This is a genomic window from Acidovorax sp. NN32 (genome assembly GCF_057597245.1).
Genome location: NZ_CP199679.1, coordinates 4,585,443 through 4,600,755, shown reverse-complemented (window position 1 = coordinate 4,600,755; position 15,313 = coordinate 4,585,443). Strand labels below are relative to the sequence as shown.

15 protein-coding genes are annotated in these 15,313 nt (G+C 66.7%); 12 read left to right on the top strand and 3 right to left on the bottom strand.

Annotation, left to right across the window (positions count from 1 at the left end; translation table 11 throughout):
- Window positions 1-32 precede the first annotated feature (32 nt).
- Window positions 33-512 (bottom strand): DUF421 domain-containing protein, encoded by a 480-nt coding sequence (locus ACT89O_RS21150; RefSeq protein ID WP_121421258.1) that lies wholly within the window; start codon window positions 510-512, stop codon window positions 33-35.
- A 175-nt stretch (window positions 513-687) separates the two neighbouring features.
- On the opposite strand from ACT89O_RS21150, the gene ACT89O_RS21145 reads away from it, so the two are divergent.
- The 4 genes from ACT89O_RS21145 (at window position 688) to ACT89O_RS21130 (ending at window position 4,170) form a co-directional block, all read left to right on the top strand.
- On the top strand, window positions 688-1,386 hold the full coding sequence (locus tag ACT89O_RS21145; RefSeq protein ID WP_055393096.1) for a DUF4197 domain-containing protein: 699 nt from the start codon (window positions 688-690) through the stop codon (window positions 1,384-1,386).
- A gap of 165 nt (window positions 1,387-1,551) precedes the next feature.
- Window positions 1,552-1,977 carry a YchJ family protein gene (locus ACT89O_RS21140; RefSeq protein ID WP_487261104.1) on the top strand — a complete coding sequence of 142 codons (426 nt, stop codon included), beginning with the start codon at window positions 1,552-1,554 and terminating at the stop codon, window positions 1,975-1,977.
- A 51-nt stretch (window positions 1,978-2,028) separates the two neighbouring features.
- On the top strand, window positions 2,029-2,682 hold the full coding sequence (locus ACT89O_RS21135; protein ID WP_487261103.1) for an HAD family hydrolase: 654 nt from the start codon (window positions 2,029-2,031) through the stop codon (window positions 2,680-2,682).
- Between the two features lie 48 nt (window positions 2,683-2,730).
- On the top strand, window positions 2,731-4,170 hold the full coding sequence (locus ACT89O_RS21130) for a patatin-like phospholipase family protein (protein ID WP_487261102.1): 1,440 nt from the start codon (window positions 2,731-2,733) through the stop codon (window positions 4,168-4,170).
- Between the two features lie 201 nt (window positions 4,171-4,371).
- Here the strand turns inward: ACT89O_RS21130 and ACT89O_RS21125 are convergent, their stop codons facing one another.
- Window positions 4,372-5,046, bottom strand: a complete 675-nt coding sequence (locus ACT89O_RS21125; protein WP_487261101.1) for a glutathione S-transferase family protein — start codon at window positions 5,044-5,046, stop codon at window positions 4,372-4,374.
- Window positions 5,047-5,170: 124 nt separating this feature from the next.
- Window positions 5,171-6,283, bottom strand: coding sequence for an AraC family transcriptional regulator (locus ACT89O_RS21120; RefSeq protein ID WP_487261100.1), 1,113 nt, complete (start codon window positions 6,281-6,283; stop codon window positions 5,171-5,173).
- Window positions 6,284-6,383: 100 nt separating this feature from the next.
- Here ACT89O_RS21120 and ACT89O_RS21115 point away from each other — a divergent pair, with 100 nt between their 5' ends.
- The 8 genes from ACT89O_RS21115 to ACT89O_RS21080 all read left to right on the top strand — a co-directional run bounded on the left by ACT89O_RS21115 (window position 6,384) and on the right by ACT89O_RS21080 (window position 15,298).
- Window positions 6,384-8,114, top strand: coding sequence for an AMP-binding protein (locus tag ACT89O_RS21115; protein WP_487261099.1), 1,731 nt, complete (start codon window positions 6,384-6,386; stop codon window positions 8,112-8,114).
- 14 nt (window positions 8,115-8,128) lie between these two features.
- Complete coding sequence (locus tag ACT89O_RS21110; protein ID WP_487261098.1) at window positions 8,129-9,736, top strand: carboxyl transferase domain-containing protein; 1,608 nt, start codon at window positions 8,129-8,131, stop codon at window positions 9,734-9,736.
- Window positions 9,737-9,752: 16 nt separating this feature from the next.
- A complete protein-coding gene (locus tag ACT89O_RS21105) occupies window positions 9,753-10,262 on the top strand; it encodes a DinB family protein (RefSeq protein ID WP_487261097.1) in 510 nt (169 codons plus the stop codon).
- Complete coding sequence (locus ACT89O_RS21100) at window positions 10,259-11,041, top strand: enoyl-CoA hydratase/isomerase family protein (protein ID WP_487261096.1); 783 nt, start codon at window positions 10,259-10,261, stop codon at window positions 11,039-11,041. Before ACT89O_RS21105 ends, ACT89O_RS21100 begins: the two co-directional genes overlap by 4 nt.
- Before the next feature lie 16 nt (window positions 11,042-11,057).
- Window positions 11,058-11,777 carry a DUF4126 domain-containing protein gene (locus tag ACT89O_RS21095; RefSeq protein ID WP_218301621.1) on the top strand — a complete coding sequence of 240 codons (720 nt, stop codon included), beginning with the start codon at window positions 11,058-11,060 and terminating at the stop codon, window positions 11,775-11,777.
- Between the two features lie 2 nt (window positions 11,778-11,779).
- Entirely contained in the window at window positions 11,780-13,807 is a 2,028-nt protein-coding gene (locus ACT89O_RS21090; RefSeq protein ID WP_487261095.1) for an acetyl/propionyl/methylcrotonyl-CoA carboxylase subunit alpha, read from the top strand.
- Window positions 13,808-13,876: 69 nt separating this feature from the next.
- Complete coding sequence (locus tag ACT89O_RS21085; protein WP_487261094.1) at window positions 13,877-14,797, top strand: 2-hydroxyacid dehydrogenase; 921 nt, start codon at window positions 13,877-13,879, stop codon at window positions 14,795-14,797.
- A gap of 42 nt (window positions 14,798-14,839) precedes the next feature.
- Window positions 14,840-15,298 carry a DUF3592 domain-containing protein gene (locus ACT89O_RS21080; protein WP_121508958.1) on the top strand — a complete coding sequence of 153 codons (459 nt, stop codon included), beginning with the start codon at window positions 14,840-14,842 and terminating at the stop codon, window positions 15,296-15,298.
- The last annotated feature ends 15 nt before the right edge of the window (window positions 15,299-15,313 follow it).

Genomic DNA, 15,313 nt, shown 5'->3' with positions numbered 1-15,313 from the left:
GGGGCAGACCGTTGGGGTGGGCGCGGGGCGGGTCAGCCAACCTCGCCACGACGGCGCAGCACTACGGTGATCTGCCCGTTGGTCTCGATGGTGGCGCGTTCCACTTCGTGCGCGTGCAGGCAGCCGCCTGCGCGCAGTGCGGCCTCCACGTCGTCGCGGGTCAGCAGCTCCTTGCGCATCAGCGCCTGGTTCAGTTCGCCCTGGTGGATCAGCACCTGGGCCTTGCCGTCCACCCAGCGCCCGATGCGCGGGAAGTGGAACGCCAACCGCGCCAGCGCCACATGCAGCAGCATGAGCGTGCTGGCCGAGATCAGCCCGCCCACCAGCGAGTTGTCGCCCGCGTTCATCGAGTTCTGCACCGCGTTCGACAGGATCAGCAACAGGATCAGGTCAAACGGCTCGTACTGCCCCGTCTGCCGCTTGCCCGACAGGCGCATGAACACCAGCAAGAACAGGTACACCACCACGCCGCGCAGCACAAACTCCCACCACGGCACGCTCATTTGCCACATTGCAAGGTTCCTTGTTGGATGCTTGGGTGGGGGCAGTCTACGGCGTGCGGCTTGCCCCTCATTCGCTGAGCGAAAATCCCGGCAATTCCCCGCACGGCTCCGGCACAGTGCGCCACTCACTGCAGTGGTGGCCGAGTGGGCATCATCTGCCGTCCCCCACCGAAAGTACCGCACCATGCAACGTCGCCAATTTCACCAAACCAGCCTCGTGGCTGCCCTGCTGTGCGCCACCGGCCAGCGGGCCTGGGCCCTGTCGCTGGGTGACCTTACCAATGCCGATGCCGCCAGCGGCCTCAAAGCCGCGCTGGGCCAGGGCGCCCAGGCGGCGGTCGCCCTGCTGGGGCGGCCTGACGGGTTTCTGGGCAACCCCCAGGTGCGCATCGGCCTGCCGGGCTCCCTGGACGACGCCGCCAAGGTCATGAAGTCGCTGGGCCAGGGGCGGCGCATCGACGAGCTGGTCACCTCCATCAACCGCGCCGCCGAAGCCGCCGTGCCCATGGGCAAAGACCTGCTGGTGGGCGCCGTGCAGAAGATGACGGTGACCGATGCCAAGAACATCCTGACTGGCGGCAGCACCTCGGTCACCGCCTTTTTTGCCGACAAGACGCGCACGCCGCTCTCCGAACGCTTCCTGCCCGTGGTGAACCAGGCCACCGAAAAAGTCGGCCTGACCCAGAAGTACAACGCCTTTGCGGGCAAGGCAGCGAGCTTTGGCCTGCTCAAACCCGAGGAGGCCAACCTTGCGCAGTACGTCACCGGCAAGACGCTCGACGGCCTGTACTTCATGATCGGCGAGGAAGAGCGCCGCATCCGTCAGAATCCGGCCGGTGCAGGCAGCGCCATCGCCCGCAAGGTCTTTGGTGCGCTGAGATGAAGCTCCCCCTGAGTCGCTTCGCGCCATCCCTCTCTCTCGCTGCGCGGGAGGGGGACGCACCCAGTGGCCTGGCAAAGCCAGTTCCACGGGTGCACTCGCCTCGCGCAGCGCCCGTTTCCATCGGTGGGGCGCGCGCATCGCCTGCGTGCCTTCCTGCACCCGTCCATGAACCATAACGACCCCTGCCCCTGCGGCCGTACCCAAGCCGCACCCGGCAAAAGCGCCAAGGCTGCGGCCTTGTCCTATGGGGACTGCTGCGGCCGCTACCTTGACCACTGGGACGACGCAGCCGCGCCCGACGCCGAGAGCCTCATGCGGTCACGCTACACCGCCTTTGTCCTCGAACGTGGCGACTACCTGCAGGCCACCTGGCACCCCAGCACCCGGCCAGCGGACCTCGATTTCGACCCCGGCACGAAGTGGCTGGGGCTGGAAGTGCGCAGCCACCGCAGCACGGGCGAAGACCGCGCCGAGGTGGAGTTCGTCGCGCGCCACCGCGTGGGCGGCCGCGCCGTGCGCCTGCACGAGACCAGCCGCTTCGTGCGCGAAGGCGGGCGCTGGTTCTATGTGGATGGCGATATCCATTCCTGAAAATTTGAATAAAAATGACCTCCAGCGCTTTACCAATAAGCGCGAGTAGCTATGAAATTTGAAGCAATCTTGTTTGACTGCGATGGTGTGCTGGTCGACAGCGAACCCATCACCAACGGCGTGCTGCGCGACATGCTCAACGAAGCGGGCTGGGCCCTGAGTGCCGACGAATGCATGCGCATCTTTATCGGCAAAACGGTGCGCAGCGAGGCCGCCCGCATCGAGGCCCACACTGGCCGCCCGCTGACCGATGCATGGATGGCCGACTTCTATGCGCGGCGCAATGCCGAGCTGGACCAGCGCCTCACCGCCATCGAACACATCCACGGCACCATCAAAAGGGTGCACGCCCACCACGGCGGGCGCATTGCCTGCGCCTCGGGCGCCGACCGGCACAAGGTCGAAATGCAGCTGGCCAAGGTGGGGCTCACGCCGTACTTTGCCGGGCGGGTGTTCAGCGGCCACGAGATGCCCGCCACCAAGCCCGCCCCCGACGTCTACCTGGCGGCGGCTGCGGCCCTGCAGGTGGCGCCCGGGCGCTGTGCCGTGGTGGAAGACACCGTGACGGGCGTGACCGCTGGCGTGGCCGCAGGCGCCACGGTGTTTGCCTATGCGCCGCTGGACGATGGCGAGGCCCTGCGTGCCGCTGGCGCAGCGCAGGTGTTTCGCAGCATGGCCGAGTTGCCTGCGCTGCTGGGCTGCTGACACAGGCAAGAAGATTCCCAACAGCCCTGTAACCATGGGAGAAGCGCAATGCCGGTACAACGCATGAAGTCGTGGATGCGGCAATGCGCCGTGGTGGCGGCCCTGGCCCTGCTGGCGGGCTGCTCGTCGGTGCGGCCCTGGATCAACGAACCCCTGAAGCCCGAAGACCAGTCCATCCCCGAGCGCAAGTCCGAGCGCGACCCCACCATCCTGGTGGCCGTCACGCTCTCGGGCGGCGGTGCGCGGGCGGCGGCCTTCGGCTTTGGCGTGCTCACTGAAATGCAGGCCACGCGCTTTGACTGGAACGGGCGCCCCACCACGCTGCTCGACGCCACCGATGTGATCAGCGGCGTCTCGGGCGGCAGCATCGTGGCCGCTTACCTGGCGGCACACGGCATCGAGGGGCTGCCCCGCTTCGAGCAGGACTTTCTGCGCCAGAACTTCCAGAACAGCCTCATCACCCAAGCCCTGCGCCCCGGCAACCTGGTGGACCTGACCTCGCCCTGGTTCGGCCGCACGCACCTACTCGCGCGGCGGCTGGACGAGCTGTATGGCGGGCGCACCTTTGGCGATGTGGCGCGGCGCCCGCGCCACCCGCAGCTGTTCATCACCGCCACCGACATGTCGTTGGGCACTGGCTTTGAATTCACGTGGGACCAGTTCGCGCTGATCTGCTCCGACCTGCGCAAGGTGCCGCTGTCGTTCGCGGTGGCGGCATCGTCCGCCGTACCACTGCTGCTGAGCCCCGTCACCCTCAAGAACTACGCCGACCAGTGCCCCCAGTACCAGACCGTGTCCCGCGCTGCCTCCCTGGCTGCGGGCGGCGACTACCGCGCGCGCCTGTACCGCGCGCATGAGTTGAGCTATCTGGACGCGCAGCGCCGCCCCTACATCCACCTGGTGGATGGCGGCCTGGCCGACAACCTGGGCGTGCAGCGCCTGCTCGACCGGGCCCTGGCCGGTGGCGGACTGCGCGAAACCTTCAGCGAAGTGGGCATCCCCCCCGGCACCATCCGCAAGCTGGTGCTCGTCACCGTCAACGCCGAGCGCGACCCATCCGAGAACATCGACATGAGCGACAAGGTGCCCAACATGGCCCAGGTGGTGGACTCGCTGCTGTTTGGCACCGGCGCCCGCGCCACGCGCGAGACGCAGGAGTTCTTGCGCGACATCACCCAGCAGTGGCGCCAGTCGCTGGCGGCGGGCCCCACCGGCAGCAGCGATGCCTTTGCGCCCGGTGCCGAGGTCCATGTCATTTCCGTCAACCTGCGCGATGCCCACGACGACGTGGCGCGCCGCCGCCTGCTGCAGGTGCCCACGGCGTTCTCCATCACGTCGGAAGAAGTCACAGACCTCATCGAGGCAGGTGGCAGCGTGCTGCGCCACTCGCCGGAGTTCCGCGCACTGGTGCAGTCGCTGGCGCGGCAGGCTCCGACGACACATTCACCCACGCCCGGACCTGCATCTACACCAGCGAAGTCCGAGTAGCCGCGTGAGCCCGGCTAGCCCCTAGTGTGGTGTTGCACGCTTGACGGCACATTGAAAACCGATGGATTTTTGGTCAGGGCAAGGCGCAAACCACAGCGATACCAATAGGTATCGCGAGGAATTGCAACGCAGCCCTGGCCGAAAAGACGCGGTTTTAAGGGCCGGATAGCGTGCAACACCACACTAGCCCCCACCTCCGCATCACGGTTTGGTGTCGGGGGCCGGGGTGGTGGGCACGTCCTGGTCTTGGGCCGCCTCCGTCTGTGCGGCCATCGCCCGCTGGTAGCCGGGGCGCAGTTGCAACCGCTGCCAATAGGCCTGCGTGGCGGGCCCAAACTGCGCGTCTAGCCCCAGGTGCTGCGCCAGCAGCAGCGCATACCCCACGGCCACATCCGCAGCCGTAAAGCGGCCCGCGCACAGATAGTCGCTGCGGCCGTGGGTCATCGCGGTTTCTACCGCGCGCAGCCGGGCCAGGAACCAGCGGCTGTAGTCCTCCACCACCTGCGGTAGCTTGCGCTCTGCGGTCTCAAACCGGCCATAGCGCAGCACCAGTGTCTGCGGAAAGGTCAGCGTCGCATCGCTCATGTGCAGCCAGTTCAGGTACGCGCCATACGCCGGGTGTGTGGGCGCCACATCCAGCCCCGCGTCGGGGTGCGTGGCGGCCAGGTACTGGCACATGGCCGCCGATTCGGTCATGCGCACATCGCCCTGCACCAGCAGCGGCACCGTGCCCAGCGGGTTCTCGTCCAGAAACCACCGGGCCTTGGCGCGGGGCGGGAAGGGCAGCATGTGGAGCTGGTAGGGCAGTTGCAGCTCTTCGAGCATCCACAGGGGACGGAAGGAGCGGGCGCTGATGCAGTGGTGGAGGTGGAGCATGAAGGCAAGCGGCAAGCGGCAAGAGGGCGGGCGGGAGCGCTGGTCAGTGTAGTGGTGGCTGGCTGCGGACGCAGCCCCGTGGCAGCCATGCAGGGTGCAGATCGCGCCATTGGGCCACTTCCTATCACGCTGGGCTCGCTTGGCGCCGAAACTCCGCCGGCGACTGCCCCGTCCACCCCCGGAACGCCCGGATAAAACTCTTCTCGTTCTCAAACCCCGCTGCCTCCGCCACCTGCTTGATGGGCCGCTGTGTGCGGTGCAGCAGCTCCACCGCGCGGGTGCGGCGAACCTCGTCTTTCAAGCCCTGCAGCGTGGCGCCTTCTTCCTTCAACTGCCGGTGCAGCGTGCGTGGCGAGACATGCAGCAGCGCGGCCAGCGATTCGGCGCTGTGCTGGGGCAGGGCGTGGGCCGGCTGGCCGGGCAGGGGCGCGGCCAGCAGCTGGCGCACGCGCTGCACCAGCAGGCGGTCGCGGCGGTAGTGCAGCACCGTCAGGGGCAGGGCGTGCTGCAGCATCTGGCGCAGGGCCTGTTCGTCGCGGCGCAGGGGCAGGTGCAGGTAGCGGGCGTCGAAGTGGATGGCGGTGCGTGGCGCGTGGAAGGTGACGGGGCCGCGGAACAGCACGGCGTACGCATCGGCGTGCGGCGGTGCGTCAAACGCAAATTCGGCAGCGATGAGGGGGATGCGCGAGTCCACCATCCAGCAGGCCAGGCCGTGCGCGTTGCGCAATACGGAGACCAGGCAGAACTCGCGCAGCGCACCCAGGTCGCGGGCCTCGGTGATGGCCAGGGTGGCGGTGTCGCCCTGAGTGGTGAGGTGCAGCGCAATGTCGTCCGCCAGCAGGCCGTGGTGGCGGCACCAGCGGGCCAGGGCCACCTGCAGCGTGGGCGAGCTGATGCTGGCACGCGCCAGCATGCCGTAGCTGCCCCAGGGCAGGCGGCGACTGAACCAGCCCAGGGCTTCGTCGTCCAGCTCCTGCATGGCGGCGTCGGAGATCTGCTCCATCTGCCAGGCGGTGATGCGGGCGCTGTCGTCGGGCAGCAGCTGCGGCGCAATCTGTGCCTGGGCCAGGGCGCGTTCCGGGCTCAGGCCGCGCTGCTCGTACGCCAGAACAATGGCACGCACAAAGGCGATGGGCGTTGCGGCAGGGGCAGATAGAGTGGTTGGGAGACGATGGTCGGCGGGGGCGGTGGTCTTCACGCCACAGAGTGTGCCAGCCGTGGCACGATTTGCAACCATTGTGTCCACCCGCCAGGGGTTCAGGCTTCTATGCTTACGGATCGCCCGCCCGCATGTTCTTGCGGCGCAGGCCGCATGACAGAGCCGAGGAGACAAACCCGTGACGAGTGCAGCCGCAACGAACTTCGCACCGCTGGTGGACAGCCACGCCCGTGGCGCCACCGACGTTCCCCTGATCGAGCAGACCATCGGCGCCTTTTTTGCCGATATGGTGGCCCGCCAGCCCGACCGCGAGGCGCTGGTCAGCGTGCACCAGGGCCGCCGCACCACCTACGCCCAGCTGCAGACCGAAGCCCACCGCCTGGCGAGCGCGCTGCTGGGCATGGGGCTCACCCCCGGCGACCGCGTGGGCATCTGGTCGCACAACAACGCCGAATGGGTGCTGATGCAGCTGGCCACCGCGCAGGTGGGCCTGGTGCTGGTCAACATTAACCCGGCCTACCGCACGTCCGAGGTGGAATACGCGCTCAACAAGGTGGGCTGCAAGCTGCTGGTGACCATGGCCCGCTTCAAGACCAGCGACTACCTGGGCATGCTGCGCGAGCTGGCGCCCGAGTGGCACCACCAGCTGCCGGGCCAGCTGGGCTCCGTGAAGCTGCCCCACCTGAACACCGTAGTGTGGATCGATGAGGCGGGGCAGGGCGCCGACGAACCGGGCCTGATGCGTTTTACCGACCTGCTGGCACGCGGCAACGCAGCCGACCCGCGCCTGGCGCAGATCGCAGCCACGTTGAAGGCCACCGACCCCATCAACATCCAGTTCACCAGCGGCACCACCGGCTTCCCCAAGGGCGCCACGCTCACGCACCGCAACATCCTGAACAACGGTTTCTTCATTGGCGAGTGCATGAAGCTCACGCCCGAAGACCGCCTGTGCATCCCCGTGCCGCTGTACCACTGCTTCGGCATGGTGCTGGGCAACCTGGCCTGCCTGACGCACGGCGCCACCATCGTGTACCCCAACGACGGGTTTGACCCGCTGACCGTGCTGCAGGCGGTGCAGGACGAGTGCTGCACCGGCCTGCACGGCGTGCCCACCATGTTCATCGCGGAGCTGGACCACCCGCGTTTTGCCGAGTTCAACCTCAGCACCCTGCGCACCGGCATCATGGCGGGTTCGCCCTGCCCCACCGAGGTGATGAAGCGTGTGGTGGAGCAGATGAACCTTCGCCAAATCACCATTGCCTACGGCATGACCGAGACCAGCCCCGTGAGCTGCCAGAGCAGCACCGACACGCCGCTGGACAAGCGCGTCTCCACCGTGGGCCAGGTGCAGCCGCACCTGGAGATCAAGATCGTGGACCCCGACAGTGGGGCGGTGGTGCCCATCGGCCAGCGGGGCGAGTTCTGCACCAAAGGCTATTCCGTCATGCACGGCTACTGGGGCGACCCGGCCAAGACCCGCGAGGCGATTGACGAAGGCGGCTGGATGCACACCGGTGACCTCGCCACCATGGACGCCGAGGGCTACGTGAACATCGTTGGCCGCATCAAGGACATGGTGATCCGTGGCGGCGAGAACATCTACCCGCGCGAGATTGAAGAGTTTTTGTACCGCCACCCGCAGGTGCAGGACGTGCAGGTGGTGGGCGTGCCCGACCAGAAATACGGCGAGGAACTCTGCGCCTGGATCATTGCCAAGCCCGGCACCCAGCCCACCGAGGACGACATCCGCGCCTTCTGCAAGGGCCAGATCGCGCACTACAAGGTGCCGCGCTACATCCGCTTTGTCACCAGCTTTCCGATGACGGTGACGGGCAAGATCCAGAAGTTCAAGATCCGCGACGAGATGAAAGACCAGCTGGGGCTGGTTGAAGATAAAACCGCTTGAGAGAGCAAGAACGTATGACCATTCTCGACACCCAACTCAACGCCCGCTCGGCGGACTTTCTGGCCAACGCCGCCGCCATGCGCACGCTGGTGGATGACCTGCGCGCCCAGCTCGACAAGGTCGCCCAGGGCGGCGGTGAGGCGGCCCGCGCCAAGCACACGGCGCGGGGCAAGCTGCTGCCGCGCGAGCGCGTGCAGATGCTGCTGGACCCGGGAACGCCGTTCCTCGAACTGGCGCCGCTGGCCGCGCTGAACATGTACAACAACGATGCGCCCAGCGCGGGGCTCATCGCGGGCATTGGCCGCGTGAGTGGTGTGGACTGCATGATCGTGTGCAACGACGCTACGGTGAAGGGCGGCACCTACTACCCCCTCACCGTCAAGAAGCACCTGCGTGCACAAGAGGTGGCCCAGCAGAACCACCTGCCCTGCATCTACCTGGTGGACTCGGGCGGCGCCAACCTGCCCAACCAGGACGAGGTTTTTCCTGATCGCGACCACTTCGGCCGCATCTTCTTCAACCAGGCCAACATGAGCGCCATGGGCATTGCGCAGATCGCCGTGGTCATGGGATCGTGCACGGCGGGCGGCGCCTACGTGCCGGCCATGAGTGACGAGTCCATCATCGTCAAGAACCAGGGAACCATCTTTTTGGGTGGCCCGCCATTGGTGAAGGCTGCGACGGGCGAGGTCGTCACGGCCGAAGACCTGGGCGGCGGCGACGTGCACACGCGCCTGTCGGGCGTGGCCGACCACCTGGCGCAGAACGACATGCATGCGTTGCAGCTGGCACGCAATGCCATCCGCAATTTGAATAAAAACAATGCGGAAGCAGCTGCTGATCAAGCGCCAGTAGCTCCTAAATTTGCAGCGGAAGAGCTGTATGGCGTGATCCCCGTGGACACGCGCAAGCCGTTCGATGTGCGCGAGATCATCGCCCGCATCGTGGACGGCAGCGAGTTCGACGAGTTCAAGGCCCGCTACGGCACCACACTGGTTACGGGCTTTGCGCGCATCGAGGGGATGATGGTCGGCATCATCGCCAACAACGGCATTCTGTTCAGCGAGTCGGCCTTGAAGGGCGCGCACTTCATCGAGCTGTGCTGCCAGCGCAAGATCCCGCTCGTGTTCCTGCAGAACATCACCGGCTTCATGGTGGGCCGCAAGTACGAAAACGAAGGCATCGCGCGCAACGGCGCCAAGATGGTGACGGCCGTGGCCACGGCCAGTGTGCCCAAGTTCACCATCATCATCGGCGGCAGTTTTGGCGCGGGCAATTACGGCATGTGCGGTCGTGCCTACTCGCCGCGCTTCCTGTGGATGTGGCCCAACGCGCGCATCAGCGTCATGGGCGGCGAGCAGGCCGCAGGCGTGCTGGCCACGGTGAAGCGCGACGGCATCGAAGGCAAGGGCGGCCAGTGGAGCATGGAGGAGGAGGAAGCCTTCAAGGCCCCCATCCGCCGTCAATACGAAGACCAGGGCCACCCCTACTACGCCACTGCGCGCTTGTGGGACGACGGCGTGATCGACCCGGCCGACACCCGCCGTGTGCTGGCGCTGGGGCTGGCCGCCACGCGCAATGCGCCCATCGAAGACACCAAGTTCGGCCTGTTCCGCATGTAACCCGCTGCGAGCCGCCATGGACGCTGTTGCGCATTTCACCCAGCTGGCACGCTACAACGTGTGGGCCACGGTGCGCCTGCTCGATGCCGTGCGGGCGCTGCCGGAAGAGGACTACCGGCGCGATGTGGGTTTGTTCTTCCACAGCATCCACGGCACGCTCAACCACCTGCTGGTGGGCGAACACCATCTGTGGTTCGTGCGCTTTGCCGACGGCATTTCGCCCAAGGTGGCGCTGGACGCCGAGCTGGAGAGCGACCGTGCGCGGCTGGATGCCCGGCTGCGCGAGGGCGCGGCCCGCTGGGCGCCGCTGATAGCCTCGTTCAAGCCGGACCGCTGGAGCGGCACGCTCGACTACACCACCATGCGCGGCACAGCGGCATCGCTACCGTTTGCGGCCACGCTGGCGCATGTGTTCAACCACGGCACGCACCACCGGGGTCAGATCACCGCCGCATTGACTGCGCTGGGCCAGCCTTGCCCCGAGCTGGACCTTGTCTACTTCCTGCAAAACCCGTCCACGCCATGAGCCAGAACCTGTCCATCACCCAAACCGGCGCCGTGGCGCGCATCACGCTCACGCAGCCCGAAATCCGCAACGCCTTCAGCGATGAGGTCATTGCCGAGATCACCGCCGCCTTCACCGATGTGGGGGGGCGTGCCGATGTGCGCGCCGTGGTGCTGGCTGCGGAAGGCCCGGCCTTCTGCGCCGGTGCCAACCTCAACTGGATGCGCCGCATGGCCGACTACACGCGCGACGAGAACATCGCTGACGCGGGAAAGTTGGCCGAGATGCTGCGGGTGATCTACGAGTGCCCCAAGCCCACGGTGGCACGTGTGCAGGGCGATGTATATGCAGGCGGCATGGGCCTGGTGGCCGCGTGCGACATGGCCGTGGCCGTGGACACGGCGGGCTTTTGCCTCAGCGAAGTGAAGCTGGGGCTCATCCCCGCCACCATCAGCCCGTATGTGATCCGTGCCATGGGCGCACGCGCTGCGCACCGCTACTTCCTCACGGCCGAGCGTTTTGGCGCGGCCGAAGCCTTGCGCATTGGCTTTGTGCACGAGGTCGTGGTCGCTGACCAGCTCGACACCAAGGTGGACGAACTGCTCAAGGCCCTCACCAGCGCCAGCCCCAACGCTGTGCGCGTGTGCAAAAAATTGGTGATGGATGTGGCCGAGCGTGAAATCAACGCGGGCCTCATCGCCGCCACCGTGCAGGGCATTGCCGACATCCGCGCCAGCGACGAAGGCAAGGAAGGTGTGCAGTCGTTCCTGAACAAGCGCAAGCCCAACTGGCTGAGCTGATCGCTACTTAACGGCCATGGACACCCTCTGGTTCAACATCGTGCAGTGGCTCCACACGCTGGGTCTGCATGTGGATGGCGGCACTGCGCGCGCCGTGGGCGACGCGGCAGCTACGGCAACTGCGAAGCTCGACATGCCCAGCCTGCTGGCGCTGGCCGCAGCGCTGGGCTGGGCCAGCGGCTTTCGGTTGTATGCCGTGGTGTTCCTGGTCGGCATGATGGGGGTGCTGGGCTGGATGCCGCTGCCCCCTGGCCTGGCCATGCTGCAGCACCCGCTGGTGCTGATGGTCAGCGGCTTCATGCTGATGGTGGAGTTTTTTGCCGACAAGGTACCCTGGGTGGACAGCGCCTGGGATGCCGTGCACGCCTTCATTCGCGTGCCTGCGGGCGCCGCCTTGGCCTATGGCGTGTTTGGCGCCGACAACGCCACCATGGCCGTGGTCGCGGGGCTGCTGGGGGGCTCGCTTTCGGCCACGTCGATGGCCACCAAGATGACCACGCGCGCGGCGGTGAACACCTCGCCCGAGCCGTTTTCCAACTGGGGCCTGTCGTTCTTGGAAGACGGCCTGGTCGTTGCCGTGGTCTGGCTGGCCACGCAGCACCCGGTGGCGTTTGGTGTTGCGTTGGTCGTGATGGTGGTGGTGTCCGTACTGCTGCTGGTGGTGCTGTTCAAGTTTCTGCGCGCCGTGGTGCGGCGCTTGTCTTCATTCTTTTCTGGTTCTGCCAAGGTGGCTTAAAAATGTTCAACAAGATACTCATCGCAAATCGAGGCGAGATCGCTTGCCGTGTGGCCGCCACCGCCAAGCGCCTGGGCGTGAAAACCGTTGCCGTGTATTCCGATGCCGACGCTAACGCCAAACATGTCGCCGTGTGCGACGAGGCAGTGCACATTGGCGGCAGCGCGCCCAAGGACAGCTACCTGCGCTGGGAGCGCATCATCGACGCCGCCAAGGCCACGGGCGCGCAGGCTATCCACCCTGGCTACGGTTTCCTGAGCGAGAACGAAGACTTTGCCAAGGCTTGTGCCGATGCGGGCCTGGTCTTCATCGGCCCGCCCGCCAGCGCCATCAATGCCATGGGGCTGAAGGCCGAGTCCAAGCGCCTGATGGAGCAGGCCCAGGTGCCCCTGGTGCCCGGCTACCACGGTGCGGACCAGGACCCGGCACTGCTGCAACGCGAGGCGGACCGCATTGGCTACCCGGTGCTCATCAAGGCCAGCGCGGGTGGTGGTGGCAAGGGCATGCGCGCCGTGGACAAGGCCGAGGATTTTGCGGCGGCGCTCGACTCCTGCAAGCGCGAGGCCATCAACAGCTTCGGCGACGATGCGGTGCTGGTCGAAAAATACGTGCAGCGCCCCCGCCACATCGAGATCCAGGTGTTCGGCGACACGCACGGCAACTGCGTGTACCTGTTTGAGCGCGACTGCTCGGTGCAGCGCCGCCACCAGAAGGTGCTGGAAGAAGCGCCCGCCCCCGGCATGACGCCGGAGCTGCGCGCCCGCATGGGCGAGGCTGCCGTGGCCGCAGCACGGGCGGTGAACTACGTGGGCGCGGGCACGGTGGAATTCATCGTCGAGCAGCCCGGCGGCTACGACGCGCCCGAGCAGATGAAGTTCTACTTCATGGAGATGAATACCCGCCTGCAGGTGGAGCACCCCGTGACCGAGGCCATCACGGGCCTCGACCTCGTGGAGTGGCAACTGCGCGTGGCCTCAGGCGAGCCCTTGCCGCTCAAACAGGAAGACCTGCGTATCCAAGGTCACGCCATCGAGGCGCGCATTTGCGCTGAGAACCCCGACAACAACTTCCTGCCCGCCACCGGCGCGCTCAATGTGTATGCGCTGCCCGAGTGCGTGACCTTCGAACGGGGCTCGGTGCGCGTGGATTCCGGCGTGCGCCAGGGCGATGCGATCAGCCCGTTCTACGACTCCATGGTGGCCAAGCTCATCGTGCACGGTGACACGCGTGCGCAAGCCCTGGCCCGGCTGGATGAGGCGCTGGCCCAGACCCACATCGTGGGCCTGGCAACCAACGTGCAGTTTTTGCGCCGCGTGGCCCGCACCGAGGCATTTGCCAGCGCCAAGCTGGACACCGCGCTGATCCCGCGCGAGCAGGCGGTGCTGTTCCACCAGGAGCCCGTGGGCTTGCCCCTGGCGGCTGCTGCCGCCGTGGCTCAGACCCTGCTGCGCGAGCGCGCCAGCGAGGGCGTGGACCCCTTCAGCCGTCGCGATGGTTTCCACACCCATGGCGTGGTGCAGCGCCGGTTTGAGTTCGAGTTTGGCGGCGAGCACGCCAAGGCGCTGCTGACCTACGAGCGTGGTGGCAGCCTGCATCTGGCCGTCGGCGAGGGCGATGCTGCAGTGGCCGGGCCGTTGGTGTTCAGCGCTGTAGGGCAGGGCATCGAATTGCAGTTCGCCGGCCAGCGCACGCGCGCTGCCGTGTATGCGCAGGGCGAGGTGGACCATGTGTTCACCCCGCTGGGCGCCACGCAGATCACCGCCATCGACCTGCTGGCCCACGCGGGCGAGGCAGCGGCTGAAGGCGGACGCCTCACGGCCCCCATGCCCGGCAAGGTGGTGTCGTTTGCCGTGAAGGCGGGCGACAAGGTTGCCAAGGGGCAGCCACTGGCGGTGATGGAGGCCATGAAGATGGAGCACACCATCGCCGCCCCGGCCGACGGCGTGGTGCAGGAGCTGCTGTACGCGCCCGGCGACCAGGTGACCGAGGGGGCAGAGCTGCTCAAGCTGGTAGCCGCCGACAAGGCCTGAGCCAAGTAGTGTCCCGAGTCGTCTGCAGGTGACAGCGCAGGGGGCCTAATGCGGCTACGCTTGGGCCCCATGAAAATCACCTTTTGCTGTACCGATGCCAAGCCCGAGCCCTGGCTCCAGGGCTTTTCCGCCGCGCTGCCCGGCGTTGAGATTTCTGTTTGGCAGCCCGGAGCCCCGCAGGCCGACTACGCCGTGGTCTGGGCACCACCCCAGCAGTTCATGGACGAACAGCCAGTGCTCAAAGCCCTGTTCAACATTGGCGCGGGGGTGGATGCCCTCCTCAAGCTGCGCTTGCCTCCCAAGGCCCTGGTGGTGCGCCTGGACGACGCAGGCATGGCGGTGCAGATGGCCGAGTACGTGTGCCACGCGGTCATCCGCCACTTCCGCGAGTTCGACGGCTACGAGGCCGACATGGCGGAGGGCCGCTGGGGCTACCGCAAGCCCCGTTTGCGCAGCGACTATCCCATCGGTGTGATGGGCCTGGGCGTTCTGGGCGAGCGGGTTGCTAAGGCGCTGGCGCAGTTTGACTTTCCCATCAACGGCTGGAGCCGCAGCCCCAAGGCCATCGACGGCGTGCGCGGCTTTGCGGGCGCGGATCAATTCAATGACTTTCTGGCCGCGAGCCGCGTCCTGGTCAACCTGCTGCCGCTCACGCCCGATACGACCAACGTCATCAACAAGGGCACGCTCGCTCGCCTGCAGCCGGGTGCCTACGTGATCAATGTGGCGCGCGGCGCGCACCTGGTGGACGAAGACCTGCTGGCCGCCATTGACAGCTGCCATGTGGCAGGCGCCACACTCGATGTGTTCCGCACCGAGCCGTTGCCCGCAGGCCATGCGTTCTGGACGCACCCGCGCATCACCGTCACGCCCCACACCTCGGCGCGCACGCTGCGCGACGAGAGCATTGCCCAGATCGCACGCAAGATGGTGGCGCTGGAGCACGGCGAGACGGTGGCGGGCATCGTGAACCCCGCGCGCGGCTACTGAGGCCGCCGGTCTACGCGCTCGCCAGCGTAGAGAATGGCGGGCATGAGCTCCTCCACCTTCCGCCGCTTCTTTGGTCTTTTGGGCTGGATCCTGCTGGTGCCCAGCGCCTTGACCGCGCTGGGCGCAGCGTGGTTGTTGGCCTCTGGCATGAACATGCTGGGCGACACACACACCGCCAGGGGCCGGGTGGTTGCGCATGAAGAAATCATGACGGGCGCGACTCACCGCCGGGGGCTTGCCAAGAAAAGCATTGTGGAGTTTGTGGCGGGCGATGGGCGGAGATTCCGGTTCACAGACTCGGTCGCACGCCAGCAGCAGGCCATCCACGAGGTGGGTGAGACCGTCTCGGTGCGCTACTCCGCCCAAGACCCGTCGCAGGCCGAGATCAGCAGCTCCACCGCCGTGAAGATCGTGGCCGGTACGGTGATGCTGCTGTCCAGTGCCATTGGCATGGCGCTGGGCTGGCTGTTGCTGCGCTTGCGACCCAGGTCTGTCGCATAGCCCTCTGTGCGCGGG

What these genes read in the sequence shown, in the direction of transcription:
- ACT89O_RS21150 (WP_121421258.1), bottom strand. Translation starts at nt 512, where the DNA reads ATGTGGCAAATGAGCGTGCCGTGGTGGGAGTTTGTGCTGCGCGGCGTG.
- ACT89O_RS21145 (WP_055393096.1), top strand. Translation starts at nt 688, where the DNA reads ATGCAACGTCGCCAATTTCACCAAACCAGCCTCGTGGCTGCCCTGCTG.
- ACT89O_RS21140 (WP_487261104.1), top strand. Translation starts at nt 1,552, where the DNA reads ATGAACCATAACGACCCCTGCCCCTGCGGCCGTACCCAAGCCGCACCC.
- ACT89O_RS21135 (WP_487261103.1), top strand. Translation starts at nt 2,029, where the DNA reads ATGAAATTTGAAGCAATCTTGTTTGACTGCGATGGTGTGCTGGTCGAC.
- ACT89O_RS21130 (WP_487261102.1), top strand. Translation starts at nt 2,731, where the DNA reads ATGCCGGTACAACGCATGAAGTCGTGGATGCGGCAATGCGCCGTGGTG.
- ACT89O_RS21125 (WP_487261101.1), bottom strand. Translation starts at nt 5,046, where the DNA reads ATGCTCCACCTCCACCACTGCATCAGCGCCCGCTCCTTCCGTCCCCTG.
- ACT89O_RS21120 (WP_487261100.1), bottom strand. Translation starts at nt 6,283, where the DNA reads ATGGTTGCAAATCGTGCCACGGCTGGCACACTCTGTGGCGTGAAGACC.
- ACT89O_RS21110 (WP_487261098.1), top strand. Translation starts at nt 8,129, where the DNA reads ATGACCATTCTCGACACCCAACTCAACGCCCGCTCGGCGGACTTTCTG.
- ACT89O_RS21105 (WP_487261097.1), top strand. Translation starts at nt 9,753, where the DNA reads ATGGACGCTGTTGCGCATTTCACCCAGCTGGCACGCTACAACGTGTGG.
- ACT89O_RS21100 (WP_487261096.1), top strand. Translation starts at nt 10,259, where the DNA reads ATGAGCCAGAACCTGTCCATCACCCAAACCGGCGCCGTGGCGCGCATC.
- ACT89O_RS21095 (WP_218301621.1), top strand. Translation starts at nt 11,058, where the DNA reads ATGGACACCCTCTGGTTCAACATCGTGCAGTGGCTCCACACGCTGGGT.
- ACT89O_RS21090 (WP_487261095.1), top strand. Translation starts at nt 11,780, where the DNA reads ATGTTCAACAAGATACTCATCGCAAATCGAGGCGAGATCGCTTGCCGT.
- ACT89O_RS21085 (WP_487261094.1), top strand. Translation starts at nt 13,877, where the DNA reads ATGAAAATCACCTTTTGCTGTACCGATGCCAAGCCCGAGCCCTGGCTC.
- ACT89O_RS21080 (WP_121508958.1), top strand. Translation starts at nt 14,840, where the DNA reads ATGAGCTCCTCCACCTTCCGCCGCTTCTTTGGTCTTTTGGGCTGGATC.